The sequence below is a fragment of the Gardnerella sp. DNF01144 genome (assembly GCF_049244245.1).
GTDB lineage: Bacteria > Actinomycetota > Actinomycetes > Actinomycetales > Bifidobacteriaceae > Bifidobacterium > Bifidobacterium piotii.
In genome coordinates this window covers 1,498,448-1,516,601 of sequence record NZ_CP058390.1, presented here as the reverse complement: position 1 = coordinate 1,516,601, position 18,154 = coordinate 1,498,448, and the positions used below count along the sequence as shown (strand labels likewise).

11 protein-coding genes and 1 tRNA gene are annotated in these 18,154 nt (G+C 41.1%); 6 read left to right on the top strand and 6 right to left on the bottom strand.

The features are described 5' to 3' along the window. Complete coding sequence (locus tag HXT36_RS06135; RefSeq protein ID WP_016636199.1) at positions 1 to 1,695, top strand: glucosyltransferase domain-containing protein; 1,695 nt, start codon at positions 1 to 3, stop codon at positions 1,693 to 1,695. Positions 1,696 to 1,720: 25 nt separating this feature from the next. On the opposite strand, the gene HXT36_RS06130 is transcribed toward HXT36_RS06135, so the two are convergent. Together HXT36_RS06130 and HXT36_RS06125 are read right to left on the bottom strand one after the other, a co-directional pair. After that, a complete protein-coding gene (locus HXT36_RS06130) occupies positions 1,721 to 2,692 on the bottom strand; it encodes a glycosyltransferase family 2 protein (protein WP_421778793.1) in 972 nt (323 codons plus the stop codon). Positions 2,693 to 2,757: 65 nt separating this feature from the next. Continuing rightward, positions 2,758 to 3,600 carry an NAD-dependent epimerase/dehydratase family protein gene (locus tag HXT36_RS06125; RefSeq protein ID WP_421778792.1) on the bottom strand — a complete coding sequence of 281 codons (843 nt, stop codon included), beginning with the start codon at positions 3,598 to 3,600 and terminating at the stop codon, positions 2,758 to 2,760. 177 nt (positions 3,601 to 3,777) lie between these two features. Between HXT36_RS06125 and HXT36_RS06120 the strand changes: the two genes are divergently transcribed. The 5 genes from HXT36_RS06120 to rfbA all read left to right on the top strand — a co-directional run bounded on the left by HXT36_RS06120 (position 3,778) and on the right by rfbA (position 9,029). Next, the gene (locus HXT36_RS06120) at positions 3,778 to 4,641 is read left to right on the top strand and encodes an ABC transporter permease (RefSeq protein ID WP_004112141.1); all 864 of its coding nucleotides are present in this window, start codon (positions 3,778 to 3,780) and stop codon (positions 4,639 to 4,641) included. 149 nt (positions 4,642 to 4,790) lie between these two features. Then, positions 4,791 to 5,462 (top strand): ABC transporter ATP-binding protein, encoded by a 672-nt coding sequence (locus HXT36_RS06115; protein ID WP_373271617.1) that lies wholly within the window; start codon positions 4,791 to 4,793, stop codon positions 5,460 to 5,462. A gap of 57 nt (positions 5,463 to 5,519) precedes the next feature. Further along, the gene (gene rfbB / locus HXT36_RS06110) at positions 5,520 to 6,554 is read left to right on the top strand and encodes a dTDP-glucose 4,6-dehydratase (protein ID WP_004129905.1); all 1,035 of its coding nucleotides are present in this window, start codon (positions 5,520 to 5,522) and stop codon (positions 6,552 to 6,554) included. Positions 6,555 to 6,672: 118 nt separating this feature from the next. Then, positions 6,673 to 8,115, top strand: a complete 1,443-nt coding sequence (locus HXT36_RS06105; RefSeq protein WP_016789780.1) for a sugar nucleotide-binding protein — start codon at positions 6,673 to 6,675, stop codon at positions 8,113 to 8,115. 14 nt (positions 8,116 to 8,129) lie between these two features. Then, on the top strand, positions 8,130 to 9,029 hold the full coding sequence (rfbA, locus tag HXT36_RS06100) for a glucose-1-phosphate thymidylyltransferase RfbA (RefSeq protein ID WP_016636204.1): 900 nt from the start codon (positions 8,130 to 8,132) through the stop codon (positions 9,027 to 9,029). Between the two features lie 114 nt (positions 9,030 to 9,143). Here the strand turns inward: rfbA and HXT36_RS06095 are convergent, their stop codons facing one another. The 4 genes from HXT36_RS06095 to pulA form a co-directional block, all read right to left on the bottom strand. Further along, the gene (locus HXT36_RS06095) at positions 9,144 to 11,093 is read right to left on the bottom strand and encodes a GH25 family lysozyme (RefSeq protein ID WP_421778789.1); all 1,950 of its coding nucleotides are present in this window, start codon (positions 11,091 to 11,093) and stop codon (positions 9,144 to 9,146) included. Between the two features lie 125 nt (positions 11,094 to 11,218). After that, positions 11,219 to 11,292, bottom strand: a tRNA-Gly gene (locus tag HXT36_RS06090). Positions 11,293 to 11,490: 198 nt separating this feature from the next. Continuing rightward, positions 11,491 to 12,009 carry a holo-ACP synthase gene (locus HXT36_RS06085; RefSeq protein WP_421779248.1) on the bottom strand — a complete coding sequence of 173 codons (519 nt, stop codon included), beginning with the start codon at positions 12,007 to 12,009 and terminating at the stop codon, positions 11,491 to 11,493. Positions 12,010 to 12,233: 224 nt separating this feature from the next. Continuing rightward, entirely contained in the window at positions 12,234 to 18,017 is a 5,784-nt protein-coding gene (pulA, locus tag HXT36_RS06080) for a type I pullulanase (protein WP_421778788.1), read from the bottom strand. Between the last annotated feature and the right edge of the window lie 137 nt (positions 18,018 to 18,154).

Genomic DNA, 18,154 nt, shown 5'->3' with positions numbered 1-18,154 from the left:
ATGAATCAAGCAGACTCTAGTTGCATTAAAGAATTAAACACTAATCAACTACAAGATTCAGCTACACTTGCAAAATGCGGCAAAAAAAGCAACTCAACTAGCACAACTAGAGCAATTATAGAAAAAACATATTCTTTTAAAGACTTCCTTGATTTTTGCAAGTCTAATGTTGTTGAACTTGCAATAAGCGCAATTTTTTTGATTATTGCATACGGTCAAAAAGCTTTTTCTAACACTTTTTCTATAGACACAGAAGAGATGATTTCTAGATCTAAGGCTCTTTACAATTCTTGGATTCGCCTAGAACGCTTTGGATTGCTAGCTTTTAAGTACGTTACAGGAAGATACTGGTATAACAATTCATTAGCTGGAATCTTAATGATTCTTGCGCTTTTTGCCTCCGCAACAACATGGGCATATTTGTTTAGCAAAGCGCACAATTTAGGCGCAAAATTCCACCCAGCTTTATTTATGATTCCGTTTATAAGCGCTCCTATTCTTGCAGAAATGCTTGGATTCTTGCTTATGGGAGATGACGTAGCTTGTGCGCTAATGTTTGTTAGCATATCGCTTATGTGTGCACATAACGCGTACCAAAATCGTAAAGAACTTAAAACTCTTTTAGCATACGCATTAGTGGCTTTTGTTTTTGCAGTTTTTGGTTTTACTCTCTACTTAGCGATGACTACTGTTTTTGTTGCTGGAACAGCCATGATTGCACTAATGGTTAAAGGAGATTATGCGTGCAAATTCAAGAACATAGTAGCCTACGTTTTTACATATATTTGCGTGTTTATAGCAAGCTATGCATGCTATGCGATTTTGAACAAAATTGTTATCGCCACTAACCACACCTTCGTTGATCCGTACATTAAAGAACAAATGCGTTGGGGTAAAGACCCTATATCAACAATCATTCATGCTATACTTTCGCATGCAAAAAGCATGTATCTAGGAAGAACAATATTCCATAGCGTATTTATAACAATCGCATTAATCGCTTTAGTGCTGTTAATTATTGTTCAAGTGATTCTTAAAAAGCTTAACGCTTTTACTATTATTTTTGCTATTGCTATAGCTGCAAGCCCTATGATGATGAGCGTAATACTTGGCACATCTGGAATTGCGCGAACAGAACTAACCTACCCTCTTGCTGGCGCTTTTGCATGCATGTATTTGTTGCATTACATTATGCAGTTTGGCAAAAAGACTTTAACAACGATTATTGCGTGCGTTCTTCTTGCAATTATTGGATTAAGTCAGTCGTTTACAGTAAATCGCTTGTATTACACGGAATACATGACTTACAACCGAGACTATTACATTGCTCAAGATGTTGCTAGAAGAATAGAAGCAATACAAGCAAATCATAAAAATCCGCTTAAAGTAGTATTCGTTGGCAATCACATAGCAGACTACAATCCTAGTGAATTTAAGTCAGATCAGCTTGAGCTTATTGGACGATCAATGCTTGAGATTGGATTCTCAACTACTCACGGCACATGGGTAAAAGCTGGTTTCATACGCTCAGCTACTGGATTTAAGATGGAAACTCCTGTATTAGCATCCGCTTATACAAACGCAGAAAAGGCCGTACAAAATCTGCCTTCTTGGCCTTCAAATAAATGCACTACTGTTTTAGACAACAAGTATATAGTCGTAAAATTCTCTGAACCAGTGCAAAATAAGCACTAAGTACTATTTGGGTATTTAGATATTACTAAATAGTAGTTTCAATCTCGTAACGTGGGCGATGCTTAGATTCCATATAAATCTTTCCAATATATTCGCCCACAATGCCGATTGAAAGCATAATCAATCCGCCAATAAACCACATTGAGAACATAACAGAACCCCAGCCAGCAACTGCTTTTCCTTGCAAAACGGAAGCTATTACGTAAACAAATACACATAGCGAAACTAAAATAGACGCGAATCCTGCAAATGTTACAAAACTCAAAGGCTTAGTAGAAAAAGACGTAATGCCGTCTATAGCAAACGAAATCATCTTTTTAAGCGGATACTTAGACACACCAGCTTTGCGCTTACCGCGTACATACTCAACTTTTGTTGACTTAAAGCCAATAGACGGCACTATTCCACGCAAGAAAAGATTAACTTCTTTATATTCCAAAAGAGCTTTCAACGCATTCTTGCCCATAAGTCTATAATCGGCATGATTTGGAACGGTTTCTGCACCCATCCACTTAAAAACACTGTAAAAAGCTAATGCAGTGTTGCGCTTAAACCATGTGTCTGTTTCTCTAGACGAGCGAACGCCATACACAACCTCGTAGCCTTCCACATATTTTGCAATAAATTGATCAACAACATCAACATCGTCTTGCAAATCAGCGTCCATGGAAATTGCAGCATCGCAACCCGATTTATATGCTGTAGTTAAGCCAGCAAGCAAAGCATTTTGATGACCGCGATTATGCGCAAGCTTTACACCGCCAAAAAGCGAAGGATTCGACTGGTGTAAATCGCAAATAATATTCCAAGTTGAATCTCTAGAACCATCATCCACAAAAAGAATACGGCTAGAATCCGAAATAATCTTATTTTCAATAAGAAAAGTAACTTTGCTTAAAAGAATACTAGAAGTCTGCGGAAGAACAGGCTCCTCGTTGTAGCAAGGAAGAACAAAATATATGCATGGGCGCTTAACGTTTTGCAATGTTTCACGCAATGTTAATCCTTTCTAAAAACCATAATTTAGCATTAAAAATCCAGAAAAGTTACGATTTGCAATAACTATTTTAGAAAATCACTCATAATCTTTTGGATTTTGCTATTATCTCCCCAAACTGCTGGAGAATCGTATGGTCTATCTGGGAATGCGCCATACTCAAGCGAAATATCAAGATTATTCTCGCGAATGTAACGCTCAACGCGATCTGCAAGCGAAACAGGCTCACCCGTGCAGCAATTAATTACGCCATTTACTTTATCTTGCAAAACGGTTGCAGCAATTTGCTTAGCCAACACGTCTACATTAATAAAATCGTACTTGTTTTTTCCAGTAGTAAACGGAAAAGTCTTCTTTCCTTCAAGAGACGCTTGAAGAAGCTTAGAGAAAATAGAGTTTCCACGAGCGTCGTCGCCAACAATGTAGTACGCACGAATCCATTGAACAGTGGCATCATACTCTTTGCACAAAAGCAAAGTAGCTTCACGCAAAGCATTCTTAGAAATGCCATACATAGAAGCTGGCTTACAAGGCGTGTTCTCGTCAATAGCGCCCTCCCAGTAGCCAACTTCGTGCATAGAACCCATAACAGCAATCTGCTTTAAGCCACCCGAAAGCATAAGACGAATAAATCGATAATGATTCGATAAATCTTCCATATGAGTGTCTGCAGCATGCTTAAAACCGTTGCGCCAAGCCATGTGCAAGCAAACGTCTGGAGACCCAAGCTTTGCAAACAAATCAGCATCATCGCTAAAAATATTCGCTTCAATACGCGTTGCGCGCTCATCAACACCATCTAAACGCAAGTCGGAAGCAATTACGCTAGCGCCTGCATCTAAAAGAGCTTTAACAACGTGACGACCAATATATCCACCAGCACCAGTAACAAGAATTCGCTTACTCATAATTTTTCAGTTTAGCAGCGTATAAAAACTTTCAAACATGCCAAGCACAGTAAAGCTATAAACAAAAGCAACCTAATACAAAACATGTGCTAGTTATTAGCACAAATCAATCCCCAAATGTAAACTTAACAAAGTTATACGTGCATGCACACTGCAAATTTTGTAAGAAAGGCAGCGATGACAACAAAGTCTGACGCCATCTATCACCCTGGTAGAAGCAAAGGTCTGATTGACATTCCAAGATACCTTTATTTGCTTGACTTACTTGTAAAAAAAGAAGTACGCATAAGATATCGCGGTTCTTGGCTCGGTATGGCTTGGACGTACGTAAAGCCAATAACACAATTTGTAGTGTTCTACGTTGCAATGGGAATTTTCTTAGGACTTGGCCGCGGAGGTGGAATTCAAGCCTACCCACTGTACCTTTTTAGCGGAATCATAGTAACAAACTTTTTTGTAGAAGCATTCTCTAATTGCACAAGATCAATACTTTCTAATGCTGGCTTAATACAAAAAATCTATCTTCCTAGAGAGTTATTCCCACTTGCATCGCTACGAGTTGCTTTTGTACACTTTTTCCCACAAGTAATCGTGCTTATAATCGGAGCCTTATGCATGGGGTGGATTCCAGATTTTGCAGGCGTAATAGTGGCAATAATCGGATTTATTAGCGTGTGTACGTTTGCGTTTGGTCTTGGATTATTCTTTGGAGCAATAAACGTTTTTTACAGAGATGCAGAAAACATTACAGACTTAGTGGCGATGGTGGCCGTATGGCTTGCGCCGTGCTTCTACACGTGGCAAATGGTTGCAGCACACGCACCACGATGGGTTTTAGAGATGTATTATGCAAATCCTATTGCAATAAGCGTTGAAGCATTCCACCGCGGATTCTGGCTAAATGCCACAGATCGCACTTTCCAATTTGCAGGAGCTTGGTCTTTAAGACTTTGCGAAAGCCTTGTAGTTGCATTTGCTGTACTACTTATTGGCGAAGTTACATTTAGACATCTTGAAGGCAAGTTTGCTCAAGAAATTTAAGCTTACTAAGATTTGGATTTTACTTTTAAGAGCAGCAGGAGTTATATATGAATAAGCCTTATAACACACTTCCAGAAGACGTTGTGTTAAGCGTTTCTAACGTTACTAAACGATTCTCGCTGCGAGCAAATCATTCGATTAAAGAGTCGATTGTAAACTTGCTAACACCGCCGTCTAAAAAGCACGAGACGCAAAACTTTACAGCTTTAAGCAATGTTAGTTTTACTATTAAACGCGGCGAAACTGTTGGACTAATAGGCATGAATGGCTCTGGAAAGTCCACTATGCTTAAAATGCTTTCTGGAGTTATGCAACCAGACGAAGGCGAAGTTTGTGCGCGCGGAAGAATCGCAGGACTAATCGAAGTTGGAGCAGGATTTGCTGCCGATTTAACTGGTCGCGAAAACGTGTATCTTAACGGCGCAATTCTTGGAATGACAAAAGAAGAAATAGACGATAAATACCAATCAATAGTAGACTTTAGCGAAATAGAGCCTTTTATGGACACAGAAGTTAAGTTCTACTCTTCTGGAATGTTCTTACGATTAGCGTTTTCTGTAGCAGCGCACAGCGATCCAGACATATTCTTAATCGACGAAATTCTTGCAGTTGGAGACGAAGCTTTCCAACACAAGTGCATTACTAGGCTTAAAGAACAGCAAAAACGAGGGCAAACAATGGTAATTGTTTCGCACAGCGAAGATCAAATTAAGCAACTTTGCTCTCGCTGCATAGTGCTGTCTCATTCACACATGATTTACGACGGTGAAGCCGAGCCAGCATTTAACGCAATGCGAGAAAGCTTAAACAATAAAGCATAAACAAAAATCTTAAACAATAATCAAAACTAAAAAGCAAAAGGCATATAAGAGGATATTATGGAAAACATGAGTAACACAACAAACTTTGAGCCAAAAAACATAATTGTAACTGGCGGATGTGGCTTTATTGGGTCTAATTTTGTGCACTACGTAGTGAACAATCACCCCGAAACGCACGTAACAGTATTAGACGCGTTAACGTACGCCGGAAATATTGAAAATATTGCAGGATTGCCAGAAGACAGAGTTGATTTTGTGCACGGCAATATTTGCGATGCTGAGCTTTTAGATAAGCTTGTTCCAGGGCACGACGCGATTGTGCACTACGCTGCAGAATCGCATAATGACAACAGCATTGCAGACCCTGAACCATTCCTTAAGACCAACGTTGAAGGCACTTTTAGACTTCTAGAAGCAGTTAGAAAGTACGGCATTCGATACCATCACATTTCCACAGATGAAGTGTACGGAGATTTGGCATTAGACGACCCAGCTAAATTCACAGAGGAAACGCCATACCACCCATCCAGCCCATACAGCTCCACAAAAGCTGCAAGCGATATGCTGGTACGCGCATGGACCCGCACATACGGTTTGCACACAACAATCAGCAATTGCTCAAACAACTATGGACCATATCAGCATGTTGAAAAGTTTATTCCGCGACAAATCACAAATATTTTAGAGGGTATTCGACCAAAGCTGTATGGTCAAGGATTAAACGTGCGAGATTGGATTCACACTGAAGACCACAGCAGCGCTGTTTGGACAATCCTAACAAAGGGAGAACTTGGAAACACGTACCTGATTGGCGCAAATGGCGAGAAAAACAATATAACAGTTTTGCGCATGATTCTAGAAATGATGGGAAAAGATGCAGACGACTTTGACCTTGTAAAAGATCGCCCAGGCCACGATCGACGTTACGCAATCGACAGCACAAAATTGCAAACGCAGCTTGGATGGAAGCCAAAGCACACAGACTTTACAACAGGCTTAGAGCAAACAATCAAATGGTACACAGAAAATCGAGCATGGTGGGAAGGCGCTAAAAGCGCAACCGAAGCGAAATATAAAGCACAAGGACAGTGAATCGCATAAAAGTCAAGCTTGCTTGTACGAAGATTGCATGCAACTTGTATGTAATAGTTTGCAAATCTAGCCAAAAATAGTCATAAATCTAATAAAAATAAAGAATTTGCAGGATGCTATGGAATTTGAAAAAGAACTAAGCGTTACAAAAACCAATATTCCAGGTTTAATCGTGTTCGATCTTCCAGTGCACGGAGACAACCGCGGATGGTTCAAAGAAAACTGGCAGCGCGCCAAAATGACGGCTCTAGGTCTCCCCGACTTTGGACCTGTGCAAAACAACATTTCGTTCAACGAAAAACGCGGAGTAACCAGAGGCATCCACGCAGAACCATGGGATAAATACATAAGCATTGCTACTGGCGAAGTATTTGGCGCATGGGTAGATTTAAGACCAGGGCAAAGCTTCGGTCAAGTGTACACAACCACACTAAACCCAAGCAAAGCAATATACGTTCCTAGAGGCGTAGGAAACAGCTTCCAAGCTTTGCAAGACGGCACGGCATACACTTACTTAGTAAATGCACACTGGTCGTTAGAGCAAAAGAAAACATACACTTTTGTAAACCTTGCAGACCCAGATTTACACATTAACTGGCCAATACCGCTCGAAGAATCCGAGCGCAGCGAAGCAGACTTACACCATCCAATGCTAAAAGACGCAAAGCCAATGGCGCCAAAACGCACTCTTGTAACTGGATGCAACGGTCAACTTGGTCGTGCAATACAAAACTATGCTAAAGAGCATGATTTAGAAGGATTTGAGTACGTAGACTTAGATAGCTTCGATATAGCAAATAAAGACGATTACAACAGCTACGACTGGGATTTGTACGGAACGATTATTAACACTGCAGCATACACGTCTGTAGATGGCGCGCAAACGCCACAAGGGCGAAGAGCCGCGTGGAATAGCAACGTTAAAGGAGTGGCAAATCTTGCAAAAATTGCGCAAGAACACCACATTACTCTTGTGCATATTTCAAGCGACTATGTTTTTGACGGCACTCAAGAAAATCACAAAGAAAACGAAGACTTTGCGCCACTAGGCGTGTACGGCGAAACAAAAGCTGCAGCAGATTCTCTAGTAGCAAATGTTCCACAGCATTATATTATTCGCTCAAGCTGGATTGTTGGGCAAGGACGAAACTTTGTAACGCGAATGATTGACTTTGCAAACCGTTGCAAAAATGGCGAATCTGTTAGTGTTCAAGCACCAATAGATCAAACTGGCAGACTCACTTTTGCAAGCGACTTAGTAAAAGGCATGTTCCATCTTCTAAACACTCAGGCACAATACGGAACATACAATCTTACAGGATCTGGCAAAATCGCGTCTTGGCACGATATTGCTAAAAAAGTGTTTACACAACTTAATGTAGACACAAGCAAAATCGAAGCAAATCGCGTAGACGATTACACGCGCATATCTAATGGCTCTCCTAGACCACACAAGTGCGCACTTGACTTGCAAAAAATCGAGTCCACTGGATTTACGCCAGGCGATTGGGAAGATTTGCTTGAATCTTACGTAAATAGAATTGAACAAAACAACAAGTAAAGGATGTTTCAAAGATGAAAGGCATTATTCTTGCTGGCGGTTCTGGCACACGCCTATACCCACTTACTACAGTAACGTCTAAGCAGCTTTTGCCAGTTTACGATAAGCCAATGGTGTATTACCCTCTTAGCGTGCTTATGATGGCTGGAATCCGAGATATTCTTGTGATTTCCACTCCTCAAGACTTGCCGAATTTTGAAAGGCTGCTTGGAAGCGGAGAGCAATTTGGAATCAACTTATCTTACAAAGTTCAGCCATCGCCAGACGGACTTGCTCAAGCATTTATAATCGGAGAAGAGTTTATAAATGGCGATTCTTGCGCGCTTGTTCTTGGAGACAATATATTCTACGGAAATGGCTTGGGAGCAATTCTAAAGCGCGCTGCACACGTAGAACACGGCGCTACAGTATTCGGCTACTACGTAGACGACCCAGAAAGATACGGCGTTGTGGAATTTGACGAAAATCACAAGGCCGTTAGCATAGTAGAAAAACCGGAACATCCAGCATCAAACTATGCTGTTACAGGCTTATACTTCTACGATTCCAGAGTTACAGAGTTTGCAAAACAAGTTAAGCCGAGCGCGCGCGGAGAACTTGAAATTACAGACCTTAACAAAATGTACTTAGAAAATGGCTCTCTAAACGTTATGACTCTTGGTCGCGGATACGCGTGGCTAGACACTGGCACAATGGACTCGCTTTACGAAGCGGGCGAATTTGTGCGCACAATAGAGCGAGCGCAAGGGCTGCCAATCGCAGTGCTTGAGGAGATTGCGTACGAAAACCAGTGGATTAGTCGCGAGCGTTTACTTGAATCTGCAGAAAAATATGGCAAAAGCAACTATGGCAAGCACTTAAAGCAGGTTGCGGAAAATCGCATTATTATATCTAAAGATTTGTTTGAAGATTAGTAAAATAAATTAATAACTTAATTTAACAAAAAGACCGAGCTGTTTACGCACGGTCTTTTTATTTTATTTGCTGACTTTTTCTATCTTTACATAAAGTTACATAAAGATTAAGAATCACACTCCAAAAGCATAAGTCTTAGTGTCTTGAAGCTTACCATCTTTTGAATACGCTTCGAAATGAGTCCAATAAATTCCAGGATGAGGACTCCACAAAGCCCATGGCCCCTTAAATTGGCTCACCCACTGCTTAGCGTTGTAATCGTAAATCTTAATAATCGTATATCCACTAGGATTATTCGTTACAGCGCCTAAGAGAACGCTACTTCCTTGCCAAGCTGCGTAAGTTCCAGAAACAATCGTTTTTTCAACAAACTCAGGCTCAACAGGATTGTTTACTTGGTAGTGGAAGGCAATTGTTTTAGTTCCAAGCGACTTATAAGTGTAAGCATCGCGAACTTCGCAATGAAGCCAATAATCGCCATTGCTTGTTACCCAAGATGCCCAATTGCCAACACTCCAATCAGAGATTGTATTCCATTGCTTAGTGGATAAATCGTAAGAAAGCCAACGATATTCCAAGCGTCTATTCAAATTGCCTGTAACAGCAGCTCCAACAGCAATATCGTTATTGCGAATAATCCACGTAAAGTCTACGCTAGTTTGCGTTACTGGAGAATTTGGACCAGTTCCAAACGCGCTAACGTCAACATTTCCATCAATACCAGATATGCGAGCCTTAGACGTGTACTGCCATCCGCGCAACGCCGTTCTAATGTTAAATAGCGGAGTTGCGCCGTAGCTAGCAACCCAACTTGCTCGATCGTGAATGTATTGCGAATTAAGCGGGCCTTTCAAATAGTTTGCATATGAGTAAATGCCAAGATTTGTGTATCCTGCGCTATACAGCTGATTCCACCAAGACGAAACAATGTTTTGGTAAACGTATGGGCTAGTTGGAGCAGTGTGGCCAGCCCAAACCCATTTTTCAAGATCGTAGTAAACAGGATAAGAAAGGTCGCCTGGGCTAACGCCTGCACGCCTAAGAAGACTTGCAACGTCTGCGCCCTCGTTAGCACCATCTTCTGGTTTTTCGGCGTAAGAATACATGTAGATTCCAAACGGAATACCTAAACGCTTGCATTCTCTAATATTTCGCAAAGCGTATTTATCGTAGCCGTTTTCCCAGCCGTAACTAATACGTATAATCGCGCCTTCTACGCCAGCTGCCTTAGCTGCAGCCCAGTTAATTTCTTTTTGATGTTCGGAAACATCAATCACGCCACTAGCATTGTACGCAAACAGGCTTCCATTGCCATCATAGAATGCCTGAGTTCCGTTGTAGTCTCCCCACCTAGTGCCAAAGCCGTTTGTTGGCAAAGAAATCTTACGCACCGATCCATAAGTTGTATACGTGGAGGTTCTAGATTCTAAAGCTTGTGACTCCTGGCTCTTTTCGCTTGAGTCAGTTTCTTCGGGATTTTTTTGGTTAGAGCTTATAAGAACAACCTTATTTTTTCTAAGAGAGCGCTTATTTTCAACACGCTTTTTGCTAGAAATCGGAGTGTTATTGGTGGTAGAAAAATCAGCATTAGTACTGCTCGAATTCTCGCGCTTTATCTCTTTTCGCAAATCGCCAACAGTTATAGGCGTAAAACGCTCACCGTTACTTTTAGCGAGTGGATCTGGCTGCTTATCTTTAGTTCCAACAAGCTTAGAGTCAGTAACAGTTTGGCCAGTTTTAAGTGACTTTAATTCTCCATTATCTGCAATCGCATACTTTGAAGAAATAACTTCGTCTTTGTTTGTAAAGGAAGATGCCACTTTTTTAGGCAACTTAGAATCATTGCGTGAATCGCCATTAGAAAACGCATTTAATTGATCTTCTTCAACAGTGTTAGTGCCATTATCTGACAATTCCGCACTATTTTCACCATCTGCGACTTTGGAAGCAACATTCTTAAAATCCAAACGATTTTCTACTTTAAACGCAGGAGCAGAATTTACAACAAGAGCTGTTGCTATAGAAACTAAACTTGCAATTACACGTACAATAAACTGTCCCAAAATCCCTCCAGACACATGTTTTACGTGTTTAACTGTTACAACAATACCAACATGCGCAAACAGATTAAAACATGTGTGTATGAAAACAAAATGGAATCAAATAAGAACAAAAGTAAGAATAAAAGTGGAGCGGATGACGGGAATCGGACCCGCGTCATCAGTTTGGAAGACTGATACTCTACCATTGAGCTACATCCGCAATATGCAAATTTTGTAAGCTATTAATTACCTTGCAAAACAGCAACTCGATTAATTATACAGACTGTTTAGACCTAAAGCAACTTTCGACACTCGCGCTAAATTGTGCAATTCTCGGAAAATTTGCACATTTAGTGCACATTTAATACACATTCATGCGTAAAATTCGCTGCATGTTCACATGATTAAGGTTGTATGATTAAGACTCGCGTAACTCTAAAACAACAAACGCAAGTGCAATAGCAGAAGAATTTTGCACTAATCCATCGTGACTTAAAGACACACGCCAATTAGGGTGATTTACGCGATTTACACCATTAACGCTTACATTAGCGCTGGCGGATTCATGCAGATTAGTCGCCTCTGGCGCGTGTAATGACTCTAGAAGCTTTTGATTAACGTCTTCACTAAGTCGAACACTCGGGCATCCATGCGAATCGTCTAAAATCTCAATACTTGCCCAAGGAGTGTTGTCTAAAGTATACGGATATTGCAAACCAAGAGTGCTCATCGCTTCGCACCACGCTTTTATAACCGCCTCTTTACCAGCCCAGCGAGCCGCAACATGAATCGCCTCAGCGTCGTTTTTTAAGTGTGCTCGCATAGCGCACTGCCTAAGCTCACGCGTAGAAAATAGCGAGCGCCACCCATTGACATCTTGCATTTGTTGCGCAAAATCCGCAACATTAACAACATCGCAACCAATGCCTGCAATCATTAAACTCACTTCCTAACTACTCTAGAGCACGGCTAATCTGCGCGAACGATTTTCCGGTGTTTGTACCAAATTTAGGGCAAATTTGGTACAAAGTGCGGAGGGTTTTTCCGGTGTTTGTACGTGATTTTGGTCAAATTTGGTACAAAGTGCGGAAAAGCAGTCAAAGCGGCTCGCGCGCGGCGAAGACGTTCGCTCGCGACGCTCTAAAACCCAAAGTCACAAATCTATCTAAATGCAGCTTTATAGCGAACAATAACTGCAGCAAAAGCAAGCACAATAAATACCGCAAATACAGTAAGAACGCTACTACCAGTTTGCAAATGGAAACGATCACGTCTCGAATTACTATTGTTAACAACAGTAATATCCGTCCACGCTAACTGTTTTCCATGCTCGTCTACAAGCAAAACAGTGTGTTTACCAGAGTACCCAGATGGGAATTGAGCATCAAATTGAGGCTTGCCATTCACCATGCGAACAGCAACAAACTTTGAGCCATCGGCACCCTTAAGCAAGCGTGGAGACGAGTAAATGTACGCGTAAGCATAAACTACTCCATCACGCTTCAAACGCTCAGTAAACTCGCTGTTCACAACTTTAATTCTCACACTGTTAACAACGCCAGCAGTTGCAACGTTATTGTTACTAACACTGAGAGTTCCCCTTAATTCTGGGCTAAGCTGTTGGACTGTTTGTGGAGCAGCAGGCACTGAAGCGGATTCTGCTGGCTTAGCTTGTGCATGCTGCTTAGATTTAGCTGGTGCAGGCTGCTCATCTGGAGTTTCAGTCTTAGTCTGACCTGGCTTAGTCTGACCTGGCTTATCTGGAGTTTCATGATCAGATGGCTTAGGCTGAGGAGCTGGTGACGGAGACGGAGCAGGCATCACTTGACCAGGAGTTTGCTCACGCCCAGGCGCTGGAGCTGGATTTGGCACTACAGGGCCAGGAGCAGGTGGCTGCGGTGTAGGAGTTACAGTGCCAGGAGTTTGTTCATGCCCAGGCGTAGATGGATTTGAATTCTGCGTACCAGGCTGAGTACCAGGCTTAGATTCATCCTTCAACTTATTAATATCTAAAGGATTCATCTTATATTTGAGAACATCATCAGCCTTAAGATTTGCAAAAGGATTATCGTCCTTCTTTTCAGCATCCTTCACAAGCACAGCAGTCGAAAGAGCAGAAACCTTGTAATTTCCATTGTCATCTACAGTAATTTCAGGACACTTTGATACTTCATCGCTGTTAGCTTTTCCATCGGCAATGCGCACATGATACTTTCCTTTGCCAATATTCACAGTAGATTCACTACTATTAGCATTGAAAATAAACACATACGTTTTATTGTTGCTATCAACACTAAACGCATTAATTCCATCACTGCTCTTAATCCAATGCATATTCTTATTAACATCAGAATATTCGGAATCGCGTAACGCTGGAATCTCGTTTCTTAGCTTTATCAACTCTTTGAAGTACTCAACAGCATCGGAATTCTTATTAACCAAATCCCACTTAACGGAATTGTCGCCGTCGCCAGCATTGTAACTATTAGCATTACCATTCTTGCTTCGTAAGAACTCTTGACCAAGCTCAAAGAATGGCATGCCATGCGCAAACATTACAAGCGAATTAGCAAGCATTACTCGCTTCTTAAGATTCTCTTCTGTCTCATTAGTCAAGGATTTCTTCAACTTATCATAAAGATTAAGATTGTCGTGAGCTTCAACATATTGCACAGTCTGACCAGCATTCGCGTAGCGCCTACCAGTGCAGCTTGCATTTCCAGGCTGGCAGCCGTAAAGATTTTGCATTACCAGATTGTCGCTATATCTGTTTCCAGACACGAATCCAGTAACACCATCATCTCCCTGGCCTTTTACAGCATCACGGAAGGAATCGTTAAAGAACGCAACGCCATTATTGCCAGCAAGCTTATACGCATTAGGCTGAATAGTGCGGTTTCCATAAGGCAATTGGCTCATATCCCAGCCTTCGCCAAGAATAATCGAGTTCGGGTCAATTGCATAAACAGCTTCACGCACTTCCTTAATGGTTTCAAGGTCAATCAATCCCATCAAATCAAAACGGAAGCCGTCAATACCGTACTCTTTAGCCCAATACTTTACAGAGTCAACAATATACTTTCGCATCATTTTGCGCTCTGAAGCAGTATCGTTTCCGCAACCAGATCTATTAGACAAGCTGCCGTCATCGTTGTAACGGAAGTAGTAACCTGGCACAGTTTGGCCAAAAGCGTTCTTTTGCGCGTTATAAACATGGTTATAAACCACGTCCATAATCACGCGCAAGCCAGCATCATGCAGGCCTTTAACCATTTGCTTTAGTTCCGTAATGCGCTTAGCAGGATTTGCTGAATCAGATGCATAGGAGCCTTCTGGAACATTGTAGTTGATTGGATCATATCCCCAGTTTTGGTGAGGATTATTTTTGTCGTTCTTCTCTACATAGCCAACTTTAAGATCCTCATTCACAGAACCAAAATCATACATTGGCATGATTTGTACGTGAGTGATTCCAAGAGACTTCAAATAATCAAAGCCAGTTGGCTTTCCATCTTTTTTAGCATCAGACTCGATTACACCGAGATATTTGCCGCGCTTTGCACCATCTATGCCAGAACTTTCGTGAATTGAGAAGTCGCGAATATTCATCTCTGCAATAGTCGCATCAGTTGGGCGCTTATCAAACGATGCCATACGAGGTACAGGCTTACCAGTATCTTTACCGAATACAACGGATCTCATTCCGTTTCTCACAGCAGCTTTTGCATAAGGGTCTGGAGAATTATTTACAGTGCCATCTGCAAAATGAACCTTGTAAGTGTAAGCAGTGCCAACTTTTGCATCACTCGTAGTAATACTCCACACGCCAAGCTTTCCAGCTTCTGTACCAAGAGTCAGATCTTGTGTTTTATCTTCTTGTGCTTTTTCATCAGTTGACTTATAAGTTACTAACTCCACTTTTGTAGCAGTTGGAGCCCAAAGCTTGAAAGTCGTAGAACCATCTTTTACAACAGCACCCAAGTCATCGCCTATGTACGCATACTTTTGATCAAACTCATCAGTGCGAACAATCTTAGAGCCTTTAACAGTTGAAGCAGAAACTGTCTTAGGCATTCCACCAACACCCTTAATGTTGATTTCATACATTTTCTTAAGATCTAATTCGTTCTTTGCAGTGATTACGATCCTATTATCCACAACAGCAACTTGCGAAATATCTATTGTCTTGTGTTGATTTTTCTTTGAATCTGTAACATCAGTTACAGTAACATCACCATTCTTAACTTCCGAAGGGTCGCCGCTCACATTTACAGTAAATTCCTTAAAAGACGTAATATCAGCGTCAAAAGCATTAGCCTTTGTGTTGATTACGTTTGGACTTAAGTAAACTCTACTATCTCCCTGCATAAGCCAGATTTCAGCGTTGCCAGTGTTACCATCTTGGCTTAAAGTGATTGCCTTTGCAGGAATTGGGCGATCGCCTTCGCCAGGATCTTTATAAACCCAATCGTTGCCTTGCATAGAATATCGCACAATAAACTTTGGATCTTTTACGCCAGAATCATTGTGGAACGTATATTCTGCAATCTTTCCGAAATCATCATGGGCAGTAAAATCTTGCTTTACGCCCTTCTCACTACCGTACCAAGTCCAAAGATTCCAACCAGCGTAATCCTTGTTTGTTCTGCGGTAGTGAACAGTAACGTTTAACGTTTTAATGTTATTAAGCTTGTTAGCAACTTCAGATGGCGGTTCTGCAAAAGTATTTGAATCTCCTCCGTAAACCCAAGCTTCGCCTACGCCATCTTCGATTTGCCAGACCTTACGATCTCCGCCGTCCTTCTTATCATCACTCCAACCATTTGATATGTCTTCAACGATAATAAATCCGACTTTTCCGCTCTCGTAAATGCCATCAGCCTCAACTGTGTAAGTCTTACCAAAAGCGTCTTGACCATTGAACTTATGCCAAGCACCATCTATTTCATTACCTTGAGCATCTTTAAGACCCCAAATATAGACACCTTTATTCGTGTTTTTTTGATTGTAGTGAATAACAATCTTCGTCTTTAATGCAGAAGGTTTTGAAGATTCTGCTTTGCAAGGAATTTCAGCAGATTCAGAACCTTTCAAATCTGCATCTACTACATAATTCTTTGCGCCAGCTGGAATAGTAAAATTACCATTATTTGAATTATTTAAGTGATACCACCTATCTCCACCGTCGTTAAATACAGCAGTAATTTGTTTTCCATTATTAGGAATTGTTCTTGCAAACCAATCGCCACAAACTTTGCGCATTGGTCTACCAGGAACTGCAGTCCAAGATCCATTGCCGATTTGATAATGAATATTTACTGAGCTTGGATTACCTGCTTTATTTTTAGCATTAAAATAGACAGTTGTTGACTGGTCTTTAGCATCGTCAACATTGTATTTTGGATCAGATTCATCACGTGCTGTATTAGATTTTACTTTGTCATAAATATTGTTCTTAAGCGCATCCACATGCAAAGCAATTGCAGAATAAGGAGCAATAGTCGCAGCAACTTTGCCATCTGTAACTTTAACAGTCTTAGAGCAATTTCCAGCCTCATAAACGTTGCAATACTCACCATCAGGCAAATCAGTCTTATACAAAACTTTCTTTGCGTTTGGCGTATTGTTTATTGCTAAGAATCCCTTGCCTGCACGACTAAAAGCAATGTTATTATTGCCGTCATCTTGCCAATTAGTGACTTGAGCACCATTTACAGCATTAAAGAATCCAATCATTCCACGAATAGAAGTCCAACGCTGAGTGCACTGCCAACCAGTTGTTGGGGAACAATCTACATCTTCAACTTTATCTTCAGTCGCTCCAGGCGCACCATCATCCTTACGACCATTCTCAAACCTATACCCCGAGTAAATGTTTGGATTCCCATACGGGTAGCCAAGCATAAACGCGTTTGCAAGCTCGTAGCGAGGACCATCCTTATATGTAAGCGTGCGCACATAATTTTCTCGAGGAGTATCCCAATTAGTAACAAAAATTGAAGCTTTATCGCTTGGAACAAGTCCATTGGTAATATTTTTTAGATTCGATATTGAGCCATAAAAATCACTCTTTAATCGGTACGAATATTGGAATTCGTTGACTTCACCTTCATTCAAATGCTGATCTGGCTGTATTCCTTTAGCTTCAGAAGGATCACCAATCGTCTCCTGCATCCACCAAATCTCATCCGCATTTTTACCAGATTGTTTTGCAGCTTCAGCTTTAATCGCAGCCATATCTGTTGGAGAAATATGTTTTACTGCGTCAATACGGAAGCCAGCAACACCTAGCTCTAGCAAATGAGCAAAGTACTTACCTAAAGTCTCGCGCACATTCTGCTTTGATGTATCCAAATCAAGCAAACCAACAAGCCTGTGAGTCCAAACTTCCTCAGCATTCGTATAATCTTTAATATCTTCAGTACTCTTATGGAAATCATCCTTTTTATATCCAGCATCTGGGAAAGACTGATCTTTAGCGCTATATTTACTTCCACCAACACCCTCTGTATGAGTGTCACCAGCACCAGTCATGTGATTAATAACAGCATCTGCAATGATTCCAACACCTGCAGCATTGCAAGTAGTAATCATCTTCTTAAAGCCATCTTCATCGCCGAGTTTTGACTTTAATTTATAGCTCACAGGCTGGTAAGAAGTCCACCACTGAGTACCCCTTACATGCTCATTTGGAGGAGACACTTGCACATAACTCACGCCCTCAGGACCATAAGTTGTTTTGCACTCTTGAGCAATACTCTTCCAATTCTGCTGGAATGCGGTAACAATAACTCCCTTACGGTTAAGAGTTAGATTGCTAGATTGAGGATTACTAGATTCACTACTAGCGCTTGCATTGCTAACAACAGCAAAACCTGTTATTAACATTGCACTCGCTGCAATCATAGAAACTATTTTCGACGCAAGGTGGCGATGAGCGACCATCTGCATATCCTTTCCTCCGTTGGCACAAACATGCTTCTATATTGTTTTATTGCCATGCAAAACATGAAAATTAAGGGTGACACAACTATGTTTCACTTATTATTACAAACCAACTTTGGTTTACGCATAAGATTGCT